This window comes from Planomicrobium sp. CPCC 101110 (genome assembly GCF_007859395.1).
Taxonomy (GTDB): Bacteria; Bacillota; Bacilli; order Bacillales_A; family Planococcaceae; genus Planococcus.
Genome location: NZ_VOHD01000006.1, coordinates 137,592 through 152,917, shown reverse-complemented (window position 1 = coordinate 152,917; position 15,326 = coordinate 137,592). Strand labels below are relative to the sequence as shown.

The 15,326-nt window shown below is 45.9% G+C and carries 14 protein-coding genes; 5 read left to right on the top strand and 9 right to left on the bottom strand.

The window, feature by feature from the left end:
• Nucleotides 1–322: 322 nt before the first annotated feature.
• Both cls and FQV30_RS08595 read right to left on the bottom strand, forming a co-directional pair.
• The gene (gene cls / locus FQV30_RS08600) at nt 323–1,777 is read right to left on the bottom strand and encodes a cardiolipin synthase (protein WP_255473419.1); all 1,455 of its coding nucleotides are present in this window, start codon (nt 1,775–1,777) and stop codon (nt 323–325) included.
• A gap of 83 nt (nt 1,778–1,860) precedes the next feature.
• Complete coding sequence (locus tag FQV30_RS08595; protein ID WP_146499752.1) at nt 1,861–2,844, bottom strand: ketoacyl-ACP synthase III; 984 nt, start codon at nt 2,842–2,844, stop codon at nt 1,861–1,863.
• Nucleotides 2,845–2,994: 150 nt separating this feature from the next.
• On the opposite strand from FQV30_RS08595, the gene FQV30_RS08590 reads away from it, so the two are divergent.
• Nucleotides 2,995–3,609 (top strand): dienelactone hydrolase family protein, encoded by a 615-nt coding sequence (locus FQV30_RS08590; RefSeq protein ID WP_146499751.1) that lies wholly within the window; start codon nt 2,995–2,997, stop codon nt 3,607–3,609.
• A 31-nt stretch (nt 3,610–3,640) separates the two neighbouring features.
• Here the strand turns inward: FQV30_RS08590 and FQV30_RS08585 are convergent, their stop codons facing one another.
• Nucleotides 3,641–4,990: a S8 family peptidase gene (locus FQV30_RS08585; protein ID WP_146499750.1), complete on the bottom strand. Its 1,350-nt coding sequence runs from the start codon at nt 4,988–4,990 to the stop codon at nt 3,641–3,643.
• 402 nt (nt 4,991–5,392) lie between these two features.
• Here FQV30_RS08585 and FQV30_RS08580 point away from each other — a divergent pair, with 402 nt between their 5' ends.
• From FQV30_RS08580 to FQV30_RS08570, 3 genes are read left to right on the top strand one after another with little or no spacing between them, the layout of a single operon-like run.
• The gene (locus FQV30_RS08580) at nt 5,393–6,553 is read left to right on the top strand and encodes a Gfo/Idh/MocA family protein (protein WP_146500354.1); all 1,161 of its coding nucleotides are present in this window, start codon (nt 5,393–5,395) and stop codon (nt 6,551–6,553) included.
• 34 nt (nt 6,554–6,587) lie between these two features.
• Nucleotides 6,588–7,331: a ThuA domain-containing protein gene (locus FQV30_RS08575; RefSeq protein ID WP_146499749.1), complete on the top strand. Its 744-nt coding sequence runs from the start codon at nt 6,588–6,590 to the stop codon at nt 7,329–7,331.
• Between the two features lie 16 nt (nt 7,332–7,347).
• Nucleotides 7,348–8,445 carry a Gfo/Idh/MocA family protein gene (locus FQV30_RS08570; protein WP_146499748.1) on the top strand — a complete coding sequence of 366 codons (1,098 nt, stop codon included), beginning with the start codon at nt 7,348–7,350 and terminating at the stop codon, nt 8,443–8,445.
• Nucleotides 8,446–8,571: 126 nt separating this feature from the next.
• Here FQV30_RS08570 and FQV30_RS08565 read toward each other — a convergent pair whose 3' ends face one another.
• A complete protein-coding gene (locus tag FQV30_RS08565; protein ID WP_146499747.1) occupies nt 8,572–9,411 on the bottom strand; it encodes an ABC transporter permease in 840 nt (279 codons plus the stop codon).
• Entirely contained in the window at nt 9,408–10,406 is a 999-nt protein-coding gene (locus FQV30_RS08560; protein WP_146500353.1) for an ATP-binding cassette domain-containing protein, read from the bottom strand. Before FQV30_RS08560 ends, FQV30_RS08565 begins: the two co-directional genes overlap by 4 nt.
• 308 nt (nt 10,407–10,714) lie before the next feature.
• Between FQV30_RS08560 and FQV30_RS08555 the strand changes: the two genes are divergently transcribed.
• Nucleotides 10,715–11,488 (top strand): alpha/beta hydrolase, encoded by a 774-nt coding sequence (locus FQV30_RS08555; RefSeq protein WP_146499746.1) that lies wholly within the window; start codon nt 10,715–10,717, stop codon nt 11,486–11,488.
• A gap of 151 nt (nt 11,489–11,639) precedes the next feature.
• Here FQV30_RS08555 and FQV30_RS08550 read toward each other — a convergent pair whose 3' ends face one another.
• From FQV30_RS08550 to FQV30_RS08535, 4 genes are all read right to left on the bottom strand, one after another.
• Complete coding sequence (locus FQV30_RS08550) at nt 11,640–13,025, bottom strand: sensor histidine kinase (protein WP_146499745.1); 1,386 nt, start codon at nt 13,023–13,025, stop codon at nt 11,640–11,642.
• Between the two features lie 538 nt (nt 13,026–13,563).
• A complete protein-coding gene (locus FQV30_RS08545) occupies nt 13,564–13,866 on the bottom strand; it encodes a DUF4386 domain-containing protein (RefSeq protein ID WP_186725588.1) in 303 nt (100 codons plus the stop codon).
• Nucleotides 13,867–14,096: 230 nt separating this feature from the next.
• The gene (locus tag FQV30_RS08540; protein WP_186725587.1) at nt 14,097–14,306 is read right to left on the bottom strand and encodes a hypothetical protein; all 210 of its coding nucleotides are present in this window, start codon (nt 14,304–14,306) and stop codon (nt 14,097–14,099) included.
• A gap of 11 nt (nt 14,307–14,317) precedes the next feature.
• Nucleotides 14,318–15,316: a hypothetical protein gene (locus tag FQV30_RS08535; RefSeq protein ID WP_146499743.1), complete on the bottom strand. Its 999-nt coding sequence runs from the start codon at nt 15,314–15,316 to the stop codon at nt 14,318–14,320.
• Nucleotides 15,317–15,326 lie beyond the last annotated feature (10 nt).

The window sequence follows — 15,326 nt, the reverse complement described above, 5'->3', positions numbered from 1 at the left end:
ATCCACAGTAGGATCAAAATCTCTTTTGTCTCCATATTTAATTTCATATTATCATGGTGTTTTTTATTTTCCGTACTTTTCTGAATATTAACACACAGTTTTTATGCGAAGTTTTGCTGTCCAGCCAACCTGCTAAATTTTTTTAATACAAACCTAAGATTTTTCCTGTTTCAGTAAACGATCGGTACTTGACTGAATAGATATGCTAATCGTGCTGTGCATGCAAGGCCTCATTCAACTGCATCTGCCACGGCTTGTTTCACTATATAAAAAAGAGGCCTTTCTGTTGAAAGGCCTCTTTTTCCTAAATACATGGTCCGGGCTATAAAATAGGGGCAACAAGTTTTGCTATTCGCTGTTTGGCATACTCGTAAAACGAACGGCCTTTGAACTCATCCAGCGTCAACTCCCCCGACAATTCTACGTCCTGAAGGAAAATCCGGACCATTTCTTCAGCTGCTTTTTCATCAAATGCAAAAATATTCGTTTCGTAATTCAACGAAAAACTTCGTATATCCATGTTCGCAGAACCAATAGAAAATGCTTTACTGTCTATCACCACTGTTTTAGCATGCAAAAATCCATTTTCATATTCGTATGCTTTGACACCAGCTGATAACAGCTCTTCGACGAATGACAAACTTGCGGTATGGACAAATAAATGGTCGGATTTGTTCGGGATCATGATTCTGACATCCACTCCGCTAAGCGAAGCGGTGCATAGCGCATCTAAAATTGATGGATCCGGAATAAAATAAGGAGTCTGTATATAAACAGAGTTCTCTGCGCGGGAAATCATTTTTAAAAAACCGTTTTTGATCTGATCTATTTTTTCATCCGGGCCGCTTCCGACCACTTGCATCGATATGCCTTCAAAGCCGGGACTGGCCGGGAAAAAGTTCTCGGCATATTTTAACTGATTCTTTTCACAAGCCATATTCCAGTCGGACAAAAATTGATTTTGCAGGGAATGGACAGCATCTCCTTCAATCCTGATATGGGTATCTCGCCAGTAACCGAATTTCCCCTTTTCCCCGAGATATTCGTCTCCAACATTAAAGCCGCCGACATACCCCACTTTGCCGTCTATAACAGCAATTTTCCTATGGTTCCGGTAATTGACGCGCGGATTGCCCATAGGGATTCTTGAAGGTAGCGAAGCAGCCGCTTTTCCTCCCGCTTTAAAAAAGGCGGAAAAGAATGATTTCGACAATGACTTTGAGCCAATGTCGTCATAAAGAACACAGACTTTGACTCCTTGCTTTGCTTTCTCGGTCAGCCGGCCGATCAATTGCCCGCCAATCCCATCGTCTCTCACAATGTAATATTGAAGATGGATATGGTCTGCGGCGGCTTCAATGTCTTTGAACAACGAATCGAATTTTAATTTGCCGTCAGTGTAGATATCCAGGCTGTTGTTGGCAGATAGCGGTGCTGTCGCGGTTTTCAGATTCATCCGGACAGTTTGCCTGAAGGCCTTCACCGCTTCCGGCAAATCCGTAAAAGCGCCTCGATCTATTTCCTGCAGTTGTTGCCGTGATGTTTTTTGCATGTTTTGATTGGAATAGACAGAAGACTGCTTTCCTTTGTTTTTCCTGTGCGGCAGGCCGAAAAACAAGTATAAGATCAGGCCGGCTACCGGCAGGAAAAACAAAAGGAGAACCCACGCCCAAATGGAAGTCGCACGTTTTTGTTCAAAAAAGAGGATGAAAAAAGCCAATGCGGTATTCGCTAACAAAATGATATTGCTGACGGTATTCCACCATTGAACAGAAATCCACCAATCGGAAGAAATGGCGGCCCACTCCTTTCGTTAGTTTTCGATGATTTTCACTTTTAACCCTGGTTCTGCTCCAACTGCTATAAGGACCAGTTGATAAGCAGCCCCGCATGGGTCAAGCCTCCGCCAAATCCATATAACAGCAGCTTATCATCCCTTTGGATTTTCCCTTCCCGCACGCCTTTATCCAGCGACAATGGAATCGTAGCGGCTGAAGTGTTCCCAAAGTGTTCAAGGCTGTAGATGGCGCGTTCAAGCGGAAGCCCGCTTCTGCTGCAGATCGATTCTATAATTCTTAAGTTTGCGCTATGGGGAACAAACCAATCCACTTCATCCAACTTCAACTCGGTTTTCCCCATCAATGCTTCCATGCCTTTCGGGACCGTATTGACAGCCCATTTGTAAACTTCTCGCCCATTCTGGGCAATAAATCCGTTGACGGGAAGTTCTTCGCCGAACATGCTGTCGGAAAGATCTGTACAATATAGATTTTTCCCCAATATTCCATCTGTACCCATATGTGAAGCGATAAAACTTGGCTGCTGCTCATCGTATTCCACGAGCACCGCACCGCCTCCGTCCCCGAATAAGATGCAGGTTGTACGGTCGCTGTAATCGATGATTTTAGAAAATGTCTCAGCACCGATCACCAGCACTTTCCTATGCAATCCGGCACTAACTAAGCCGTTCGCGACATGCAGGCCGTACGCGAAGCCAGCACAGGCAGCATTCAAATCTATAGCGCCTGTATTTTTTATTCCAAGCTTTGCCTGCACCAAAGCGGCTACGCTCGGAGTCTTGAAATCGGGAGTCATTGTGCAGACGATGATCATATCCACATCATCAACCGTTTTTTGATACCGCTCAATTAGATTTTCTACAGCTTTGATGCTGATATCACTTGTGTATTCATTGTCTGCAGCGATACGGCGTTCTTTGATCCCTGTTCGCTGGACAATCCATTCATCATTGGTATCCACCAATGCTTCCAGGTCATTGTTGGTTAATCTCTTTTTTGGAACATACGAACCGATGGCTGTGATTCTTGCGTTTGAAGTGTTCATAAGTTTCGCCCCTTTTTAACATACTAGCCCTATTCTAACACCACATATTAGTATTAGGTACTAATATCTCTAAAAACTTTTTATACCAAACACTATTGCAGGACATATAATAGAAGAAGCTTGAATTTCCATACTAAGGGGCGATGTCCGATGGCAAATGAACAGGCCCATCCTAGCGCTGTTATTTTGTTGCATGAGATATACGGCTTGAATGGCCATATGCGATATTATGAAAAACGCTTTTCCGAAATGGGCCTTCATGTTTTTTGTCCCGATCTGTTGAACCGGGAGCAAAGTTTTTCGTATTCGGAAGAAAAGCAAGCCTACCGGCATTTCACCCAGAATGTCGGTTTTGAAAAAGCGGCCCAACAAGTTTCAGAGCTGATTGATGAGCTTTCCAAACACCATGAGCGCATCTACCTGATAGGTTTCAGCGCGGGAGCCACTATTGCGTGGCTCTGCAGTGTGAAACAAGAGGTAACTGGCATAGTTGGCTATTACGGATCGCGTATCCGTGATTATTTGGAAATCTCGCCTGCTTGTCCTGCTCTTCTGTTTTTTGCTGAGCATGAACCTTCTTCCAGTACTGCTTCACTCTCAGAGCAGCTATCTAAGCGGAACATCGAAACCATCGTATTCGAAGCTGGCCACGGATACAGCGACCCCTATTCCAAGGGCTATGATGAGGAGAAAAGCACAGATTCATTTCGGCGAGCGGCCCGTTTCCTGAATATGCATGAAAAAAACACCTCCATGGACCGTTGATCCATCGGAGGTGTTTCGGCTTTTTTCATTGTCAGTCTAATGCATCAACAGCATCAATCAATCCGAATCCTGATTGCTTGTCATATCCTTGTTTGAATATATCTTCAGAAGAGGATTGGATAATGTGTTTCACTTGCGCTGGAGTCAGTTTGTCTTTGCCATGCTGGGCGATAATAACGCCTGCAAGGCCAGCCACTTTCGGTGCAGCCATGGAAGTTCCGCCTTTATAGCCGTATTTGCCGCCTGGAATTGTAGAATACGCTAAATATGAATTATCGCGCCCTGTCCCGGTTGACGGGTCATAATTCGGTCCCAAATCTCCGCCTGGTGCCATAACGTCGATCTTACCTACACCATAGTTTGAATAGAACGCCAGGTTCTTGTTGGCGCCGCCAGCTGAAACACGGATAAGCGTCTGGCTGCTTGGGCTCCGGTGCGTGGCACCAGCATCATCACCGGACAATTTGCCCGGGCTTGAAATGTCTAGGCCATTGTTGCCGGCAGATCCGACAACCGTAACTCCTTGCTGGATGGCATACTGGATCGCGCGGTTGAACAAGCGCATATCGGCCGCAACATCACTTGTTTCCTGATTTGGATCTTGCATCCAATCATAGCCGCCCAACGACATGTTCACGACGTCAACATTGTCATCCGCAGCAGTTCTCAAAGCTTCCGCAATGTTTGCAGTCGAAGCTCCGCCTGTAGGACCGAAGACGCGGTATGCTGCCACTTTAAGATCCGGCCCGACACCCATGGTCCGCCCGTTTGCCGCAATGGCGCCGGCTACATGTGTGCCGTGGCTGTTTTCATCCATCGCGTCCGGATAGCCTGGAACAAATGATTTTCCGTATGCGTAATTATCTTTCAGGTCCGGATGGTTATAGTCAATCCCAGTGTCCACAACCGCTACGACAATATCCTTTCCATCAACAGATTTCCCTGTTCCGCCAGGCAACTCCCAAGAAGCCCCATTTCCGGTCACTTGTTTGATATCCCATTGATAATCGTTATACAGATCGGCGCCATCCGCGATGCCTTCTTCCGAAGCTTCAACCGCTGCCGCAGGCGTTTCCGGATAAATCACTTTTTCAATGTCGACATCCAAGACAGCAGAGGATTTTTCGACCTCATCCATAAAGTTCGGATTAGCAGAAGACACTTCTACCGCTCCCAGTTTCGCCAATTTGGTTTTGACTTCGCCGCCTGCTTTTGCCAGTACGTTTTCATAGCCGCTTGGCAAGCTATTCTGGTTTTTATAAACTACGATATAATCCTCTTTTGAAGCTGCTTCTTCTGCGCTGACAGTGCTGCCTAACAATGAAGCCGCCCCAAGAGCCAAAGCGAATGTTCCCGCTGTAATTTTCTTTTTCATCGCCATTTCAAATGAACCCCCTGTAATTAGTTATATTTTTCATTCTATTTAAAATATTACAAATGTCAACGTGATATTCCCTTTTTCTGGAACGGATTGCAACTAAAAAATGTTTGTTAATCATTAATTTTATGTCCATAACAATAATATTTTATCTTTAAATTTTAGTAAGCGAAAAATATCTCATCAAAGCCTGACTAGCTGCCTATGGAAACTAAAATAAAAATAAGTGTATTTACCTGCGGTTTAATCCATGCAATTTTAACAGGCTTGTAGAAATCCTTGTAATGAAGCAGATGGAACTTGCATGGTTATTCAAAAGCATCAATTAACTTTTGACAAAAAACAGATTGTTCGAGAAAATAAAGGAAGTTAGTTTAATCATTAAACAAAGAGAGGATGTCAAAAATGGAATCAATCAATATTGGCATGGTCGGCTATAAATTTATGGGCAAAGCCCACAGCAATGCCTACCGCACATTGCCTATGTTCTTCTCGGAAAGCATGCAGCCACGGATGAAAGCAATATGCGGCAGAAATTTGGAAGCGGTTACAGCTGCAGCCGGACAATTTGGGTGGGAAGAAGCCACATCGGATTGGAGAAACCTATTGTCCCGAGCCGATATCGACGTGATCGACATCAATGCACCAAGCAATATCCATAAGGAGATTGCCATCGCTGCAGCAGAAGCCAAAAAACACCTGTACTGTGAGAAACCGCTGGCCCTTTCTCTGGAAGATTCCCGCGAAATGCTGGAAGCCGCTGAAAATGCAGGCGTCAAGCACATGGTCGGCTTCAACTACCGCTTTACTCCGGCCGTCATGCTGGCAAAGAAACTGATCGACGAAGGGCGTTTGGGTGATATCTATCACTTTCGGGCCTGGTTTATGCAGGACTGGATTGTCGATCCGGACTTCCCTCTTGTCTGGCGGCTTCAAGAGGAAATCGCCGGCTCAGGCGCCCATGGAGATTTAGGCGCCCACCTTATAGATTTAGCCCATTACCTCGTTGGCAGCATGGAGGAAGTGATCGGAATGAGTGAAACCTTCATCAAAGAAAGGCCTCTTCCTGAAGAAAGCGGCGGACTGAGCGCGACGGGCGGCCATACAGCCGAAAAAGGCCCTGTTACGGTTGATGATGCCACTTTGTTTTTGGCCCGCTTTACAAACGGTGCCCTTGGCAGCTTTGAAGCCACCCGTTTTGCGACCGGACACCGAAGCACCAATTCATTCGAAATCAATGGCAGCAAAGGCAGCGTCATATTCGACTTTGAACGCATGAACGAGCTGCAAGTGTATTTCACTGACGACCGGGACGATGTCCAAGGATTCCGCCGTGTCTTGGCAACGGATCCGGCACATGCCTATTCGGATGCCTGGTGGCCGGCGGGGCATCCAATTGGATATGAACATACATTCACCCATGCTTTTGTCGAGTTGCTGGAGGCCATCAAGGAAGATCGGCAGCCGATCCCTAATTTCAGCGACGGGGTGAAATGCCAGCAAGTTCTTGAAGCCGTGGAAATATCCATCAAAGAACGGAAATGGATCCAAGTTTCCAGTCTCTGAAAAACGAACATTATCCGAAAGGAATGGATAACTGATGAAGAAAAAGGCATTGATAGTACAAGGCGGATGGGATGGCCATGAACCTGAACAAGTTGCGAGGATATACGAAAACCTGCTGGCAGCAGAAAATTTTGAAGTTGAAATTTCCGATACGCTGGAAGCTTATGCAGATGCAGAAAAGTTGAAGGCGCTCGATTTGATTGTTCCACACTGGACAATGGGTGAAATTGAACCTCAATATGTGCGCAATGTATCTGAAGCCGTCATAAGCGGCGTCGGTCTCGCAGGCAGCCACGGCGGAATGTGCGACAGCTTCCGGAAAAACGTGGACTGGCAATTCATGACAGGCGGAAACTGGGTTGCGCATCCTGGAAACGATGGCATTGAATATCTGGTCAACATAAAATATTCTTCAAGTCCGCTGCTGGAAGGCCTCAATGATTTTAAAGTGGTCAGCGAACAATACTATCTGCATGTCGACCCGGCTGTTGAAGTGCTTGCCACCACACGCTTCCCCATTGCAGATGGTCCGCATGTTCTGAACAAGGCCGTCGATATGCCGGTTGTCTGGACAAAACGCTGGGGCGTCGGCCGGGTATTCTATAATTCTTTGGGCCATGCTGCGGATATTATCGCCATGCCTGAGGTTTCACTTATTATGAAAAGAGGATTCCTATGGGCCGCAGAAGGCAGAACGCTATCTGCCAATGCGGACGGTCTAAACTACTCGGCTGCCGGCAATGGGCAAAACTATACCGGCATGGGCGACAGCCAATGAAAGATGGAGGGATCGAATGAGCACATTAAAGATCGGCATAATCGGCTGTGGATGGATCAGTTCCGTCTATATGGAGAACATCCGCACCTATCCCAATTTATCCCTTGTCGCTTGCGCAGACCTAGACTTGGAAAAGGCGCGCGCTCAAGCCGAACGATACGGAATCCCGAAAGCGTGTACTGTCCAAGAACTGCTTGAGGATCCGGAAATCAGCCTGGTCATCAACTTGACGCTTCCAAAAGCGCATGCGGAAATCTGCCTGCAAGCTCTTGAAGCCGGCAAACATGTGTATGTTGAAAAACCGCTCTCCATCAGCCTTTCAGATGCAAAGCTGGTGTTGGAGAAAGCACAAGAAAAAGGGCTGCTTGTCGGCGGCGCCCCGGATACGTTTTTGGGAGCCGGCATCCAGACTGCCCTGCATCTGATAGAAAGCGGTGAAATCGGCGTTCCGATCGGCGCGTCCGCTTTTATGATAAATCGAGGGCATGAACACTGGCATCCGAATCCTGCCTTTTACTATGAAAAAGGCGGCGGTCCCATGTTTGATATGGGTCCATATTATTTAACCGCATTGATTGCGCTGCTCGGCCCCATCAAGCGGCTAGCCGGGGCTGCGCGGATCAGTTATCCGGAAAGGACGGTATCAAGCGAGCCTCATGCAGGCGAGAAGATTACGGTCTCAACCGAGACCCACATTTCCGGCACTGTTGAGTTCACGGGTGGTGCAATCGGAAGCATCACGACGAGTTTTGACGCGTTTGGCGGTTCTTCCCTTCCGCCGATTGAAATTTACGGCAGCGAAGGCACCCTGCTTGTGCCTGACCCGAACACTTTCGGCGGGCCTGTGCGGCTCCGGAAAAAAGGGGACGACCAATTCAGCGACATCCCATTGATATCCAAACTCGAAGAAAATGGGCGCGGCATCGGCGTAGCGGATATGGCACAGGCGATAGCAAATGGCACAGCCCATCGTGCGAACGGAGTACTCGCATACCATGTGCTCGAAGCTATGCATGGTTTTCATCAATCTGCGAAAACCGGTATATACTACCGGATGGAAAGCACATGTACAAAGCCCGATCCGTTTTCAATTTCAGCCGGGATTTCCACTTGACGTTTTGACGGTGCGGCCGATCCCCTTCAAATAGGTTTCGGCATTTTATGAGCAACGGCATCAAACAAACTTAGCCTAACCAAAAAGGAGGCGACCTCATCATGCCGGTCGCCTCCTTTTTTTCGTTCACTTCTTATTGCGGTACAAGTAAATCGTGACAGGTGCAAATATCGCAGTCATGGCAACAGAGGCGAGCAGAACCCACATCACCTGCCCCGCCGTCAAGCTGCCATGCATAGCCCCCCGTACTGCAGTGGCAAGAACCGAAACGGGATTGACTTCCACAAAACTTTGAAGCCATGATGGCAAGGTTTTCGGATCGACAAATACATTGCTGACAAAAGTTAAAGGAAACAATACCATAAAACTGATCATCATCAATGATTTTTCGGAGCGCACGACCAGCCCGACAGCCGTCCATATCCACGAAAAACTGAAAGAGAACACCAAAATCAGCGTAATGGCAACAAGTATCCCCATCATTCCGCCTTCAGGACGGAAGCCGAGCATAAACCCGAGCGCTATCATGATGACTGAGGCAATGGAGTAGCGGATGACATCGATCAGCAGCGCCCCGACCAATGCGGACGGCAGCCAGATCGGCAGAGTCCGAAAGCGGTCGAAAATGCCTTTGCGGATATCATTGTTCAAATCGATGCCGGTATACATCGTAATCTGCGAAACCGTCATGACGAGAATTCCCGGAAGCAGGAATTGAAGATATTCCGCAGTAGAACCAGCAATAGCGCCGCCGAACAAATACGTAAACATGAGCAGGAAAATAATCGGGAAAACTGTCACATCAAACATTTGTTCAGGAACATGTTTGATGCGCAAGAGTGCGCGTGTTGCAAATGTGAGAGTGGAAGAAAGGGCGCCAGGCGGTTTTGGGCGTTTGCTCGATGCAATGGAATCACGTAATTTGATCTCCTTCGTGCGGCTGCCGCTTTCGGTGAAATCGGTCATGATATTTCCTCCTCACGCTTTGCCTCTTCACCCGCTGCATGTCCGGTCAACGTCAAGAACACTTCATCAAGGCTTGGTCTGCCGAAAGAAAAATCACTGATTGCAATTCCTTCTTTTGCTAAAACACCCAAAGCACCCGCGACAAGCCCAGGATCATTTATCTGTGCGCTCAGCAATGTTGAATCCCGGGTATAGTGGACAGGCACAGAAAGCTGCTGTTCCAGAATTTCCGCTGCAGGCACTTGATCTGCAGCATCGATCAACTGGACATTCAATGTTCCGCTCCCTACCGATGCCTTCAATTCCCCGCTTGTGCCTTCCGCAATAATTTTCCCGTGATTGATTACTGCGATGCGGTCCGCCAATTGGTCTGCTTCATCCAAATATTGTGTCGTAAGCAAAACTGTCGTACCCGAACCGACAAGCGCCCTGATAATAGCCCAGACCTGATTTCGGCTTCTTGGGTCGAGTCCGGTTGTCGGTTCATCCAAAAACAGCAGGTCCGGTATTACCACTATGCTTGCGGCAATATCAATGCGACGGCGCATCCCTCCCGAATAGTTTTTCACCTGGCGTTTTGCTGCCTCCTCCAGCCCGAAAGCCCCCAGCAATTCCTTCGCCCGCACTTTTGCATCTTTGCGGCCATAGCCCATCAGCCTTGCCATCATGACAAGATTCTCCATACCGGTCAAGTCTTCATCAATGGAAGCATACTGTCCCGTCATGCTGATGCGGCTTCTGATCGCATCCCCTTCATCAATCAGGTCATGCCCGAAAATCCGTGCATTTCCGGCGTCGGGCTTTGTCAAGGTCGCTAACATACGGATGGTGGTTGTCTTCCCCGCTCCGTTCGGCCCCAAAAAACCATAAACCGTCCCTTTCCGAATCGCCAAATCCACTCCATCCACGGCCCGCTGCTTGCCGAATATTTTCACGAGCCCTTTCGCTTCAATCGCCAAATCGCCGGTTCCAAGAAACTGCCCTTCTTTTCCCATACCCTTCACCCTTTCCTTTCGGATCACCAAGCGGCGCAACAGGCGGTATCCAAGGTCATAACGGTCAGACAAAAGGAAAACCCCTAACTTTTCAATCACCCCAAAAAGAACGTATGTTCTACAACATTAAAATTCCCTTGTCTCAATGAATTAAACCCGATGCCATTTAAAGTTTTGTTTTTATTTTATTGGGATGCGGCCGACAATTCTTATTGAAAAGAAAAGCGAACATCTCGAATCATGTACAAAAAAGGGAATTCTTAAGCTTTTATCGAAGTTAACTTTATCGATGAAAAGGAGGAGAGGAAATGACTCGGAACTTTACCATATTGGAAGGCGCTGAACCTTATACAGCTGAGGGTGGCCGCATCGGCATTTTGGTTTCACACGGATTTACGGGCACCACCCAGAGCATGAGGCCGCTTGGAGAAGCTTTTGCCAAAGAAGGCTACACGGTATCTGTTCCAAGGCTCAAAGGACATGGCACTCATCACGAAGAAATGGAACAGACGACCTACCATGATTGGGTCGCTTCGATAGAAGAAGCCTATGCTTGGCTGCGCGAACGCTGCGATACCATTTTCATGGCAGGGTTATCGATGGGCGGGACGCTTGCATTGTACATAGCGGAAAATCATCCTGAAATCCAGGCGATTTCTTTGATCAATGCCGCAGTTGACGTACCTTCAATGGTGGCGGTAAACGATATGCAAGATGTCCGCTTCTTGGACGCCATCGGATCTGATATCAAAAAAGCGGGTGTAACGGAACTAGCCTATGAAATGACGCCAGTCGCTTCGGTCAAACAGCTGTTGAAATTCATGTCGGAAGTGCGCGCCGGCTTATCAAAAGTGCAATGCCCGGCGCTGATCTTCGTAGCGCCGGAAGATCATGTAGTGCCTGCGAACAATGCCCAAATTATCTTTGATGAAATCTCCTCCAAAGAAAAAGCCATTATTGAAATGCCGGACAGCTATCACGTTGCCACTCTCGATAACGACCAGCAGCGCATCATCAAAGAGACGCTCGCTTTTTTCCACAAGCATGAACCAGGAGACTCACCGGCAAAGAAAGACCAATAAAAAAGCGGGAGGCGAATTTCACTTTGCCTCCCGCTTTTTCTTTTTTGTCCCTGCTCGCATTTTAGCTGAAGAGACCATCTTAGGGCTTTACAAAAAACGCTCCTGAAAAAACATGCATCTCCATCGCTCCCTTGACTAAAGAATTCTCATTTCACAGGGACGATGCCTTCGGCGAAAAAGGGATTTTCGCACTGAAAATAGAACCTTTTCCGCCTTCACTCTCCACTTTTATTTCGCCTTCATGGGCAGCCGCAATCATTTTTGCAATGGACAAGCCAAGCCCGAATCCCCCTTCCTTTCTGGACCGGACTTTGTCTGTCCGGTAAAACCGTTCGAAAATCTTCAATTGATCTTCCGGAAGAATGCCGATGCCGGTATCCGAAACTGACAAGACAAATTCATCAAGCTTTTTGTTGCTGTGCTTATCCAAGGCCATTTCCACTTGGCCGCCGGCAGGCGTATATTTGATGGCATTATCCATCAGGATATACATCAATTGGGCAAGTTTATCACGGTCTCCGACAACAAAGACCCTCTCCGGTGCCGCCAGAATCAAGTTGATTTGTTTTTCGCTTCCAAGTTTGCTGAAAGATTCTACCACCTGTTCCGCAATCGGGCGAATATCAAAATGTTCTTTCTTCAATTCCACTGATGCCTGTTCTGAATCTGACCGGGCCAGCGCAAGCAATTCCGATATTAGGCTAGACATCCGCTTCACTTCATGTTTCAAAGTTCCCAGCACTTTCGCCGTAAAAGGATTGTCTTTGTCCGCTTCCATACTTAATGCTTCCACTGCCGATAAGATGACACTGAGAGGAGTCCGAAGTTCATGAGAAGCGTTTGAAACAAATTCCCTTTGCAGATTGTAAGCAAATTCAACAGGCTCGAGGGCGCGCTTTGACATCCAGTGGCTCAACACTACTCCGATGACAGCAAAGACAAGCGCAAAACCTACAAAAATAAGCACGATCCATTTGATGATGCTGCTGTAAAATGAATTGTCAATCGCCATATACAACATGGCAACCCGTTCGCCTTCATCCTTAACCGGCCGGGCAAGAAGCAGCAGTTCCATGTCGGTGTCCTGATAATCCACATAAAGCGGGTCATTTTCACTTATCTCGACCGTCGTCCTATTTACTTCAACTTCATCGGTGACCCATTCATCAACTAGGCTTAAGTAATGGTCTTGTAGATCTTCGTTATTGTCTTTATTGATCTTTAGGTCCCCGTCGTTTTCAATAACGTAATAAAACACTTGATTTTCCGCTAACATTCGGCGCTGCTGTTCTTTCCATGCCCCGCGGCTGCCGTCAAGTGCCCGTTCAGCCATATCGACTTCCCGGTCTGACAAGATTCGGAGAGTCTGTTCCTGTTCGTTTGTAATGACAAAGTAGAACACCAGCAATGCAATCCCAACAAAAACCGCAAGGAACAACGTAAGAATGGTGCTATAGAAAAGAGTCAAACGATTACGGGTCTGTGCAAACATGCTTTTTTCACTTTTCCTGAAAACCCTAGATTTTTTCAATTTCATACTCCATTCCCCTAACAGTTTCAATCCCATCCCCTCCTTTTTCACTGTAAACTTTCCCTAATATAACTTAACCGTTACCTCAATGGTTTTCATTGCCGATTCAACGTCATACAATGAGCCACTGGCGAATTCATACGAAGCTTTTTCACCCAGCCGGCCTTTTGGCTCTCTTTCTCTATAATAAATGAATCGCAAGTTCATCAAACGTCTCATCATTTTCAGCCAATAAAATCTTTGCAGTAAAATCCTTTCCACTCAACATTGCAAATCCTCTTCCTAGTTCACCATATGAATGTTAAAACCAGGATAAAAAACAAGTTTTTTAAAGAACAAGCCATTTTCATGACTGATTTTCATTACAAGCCATAATTTTTATACATGTTTTTGTTTAATTTTATAGAGCATTGATATGACTATTAAAAGGCTGCAGTTCCCTTTTAGGGGACTACAGCCTTTTGTTTGCAGTGAGTTCAAAATTATGGAGACAAACAAGATTGCTGCCCCCTTTCCTTTTCAAAGCTCTTTGTTGAAAAGCGAGCTAATATACAGGGATATTGCTTTTTGCTTCCAAGGAAACAACTTCAGTTTCATTAAAGCTTTTAAGGATGAGCCAAACCGCAAAGGTTATTTCATAGACTGCAATCGGCAGCGCCATCAGCCCCCCTGAAATTGAAACTTGCTGGATGGCACCGAATAGGACCAGCAAAGCACAGATAAAAACAAGTATGGCACCCGCCATGCCCAAAAGAGCGATAGCCGTTGGTACAAGTTTCGATCTATAGAAGATGAAGCTGTACATGATCGTATTGATGCCGAGGAAAAAAAGCGGCCATTCGAACACTTCCAACTCTGACTATTTGTGTATTATCGCTTTCTAATTTCATCATAGAATTTAATAAATCTAATTTCTAGCGTTCATAAGCGCAGCCGCTTTTGATTTAATTTCTTTTGTAATTGAAGAGTGCTTCGATGACATAACTTCTCTTAATGCATCTTCTTCCCAACCATTTTAAAAATTAAAAGCCGCTGATTACAGGGAAACATCTGTAATCAGCGGCTTTTTCATACTTCTTAAATGCGGCTCTCCTGAAGAAAATGATCCTTCAATTTCTCTTGCATCGCCGCTTTGTTTTCAGCGAATTGCTTGTGACGATGGCCGTTGCCGCCTGAAGGGTGCGGGAAACCAGACAGGATATTTTCCGTTGCCACTAGTCCTTGATCGCCCAAATAATTCAAGGCGTTCGAAACATTAACTCCTAACCGGTCGTTCTCCGGTTTCATAACGAGCTTGCTTATGAGCTTTTCAATTTTGATGCAGTCCCTCTTTTCTTTTGCGGGCTGAATATGGAAAGAGTAACGCCACTTTTTTTATGGGTTTTGCCAATGATTTGATACAAGTTTTTCTCAATATAACGTAGCTGTTGGTGATTTATTTTTTTTGTAGCAACGATATCGTATCCCCATAGAGGTGGCTTTAAGATATTTACATATTGATTGCTTTCTCTAACGCGCTTGAAGTGACGGTGCGAATGATCCCATACGATATAATGCTTCTCATACGTGCTCTCATGTTCGTTCTTTAGACAGGGCAACACGATATATACGTCTCCCTTTATTCCTTGAGTTCGCTGATGATGTATGTCAGCCGTTGCGGCTTGCCACGTGATATACGCTATACGATTTTTGTAATCCGAATTCGTCTCTTCTGCCATTTTCTTCGGATAAGTTGGTTTTTGTTTTCTCGAAAATAATTCAACAATGATAAAAGAAAAATCCCCCTCAGAATGAGACAAAAATCGCTGCTCCATATGCCTTACATCAATCCACTTTCCCTTCGTGTCTATATCCTTTACCATATCCCGCACAATCAACACAGCGGTGGATTCACTGCTTTTAACATATTCAATATAGGCGGCATCGTATTGTCGACTATTTATCAAGGGCGGTGGTTTAACTATATGTTGACCTTTTTGCTCTGCTTTACACGTAGCATAATCAATATATCTCTCAATGTAATAAGCTCGTGTTTCTCCCAAAGGCCCCTGTTTTCTTTTAGCTTTTCCTAGTTGTTTCTTACGCTTTTTCTGGTTCTCTATTTTTTGTAGAACTTCAGAATTATCTACAAGATTGTCATTCGTATACGATTCACTACAGTCATAACAGATTTTCCATTGTTTAATCCATCGATGCTTTACATCTAGTTCGCTGGTTGTTTTCAAATAATCTTTCACTTTCTTTTGCAACCGATTGTTTTCATTTACTACTTGTTTCCCACAAATGATACAGTCCATCGTACACCTC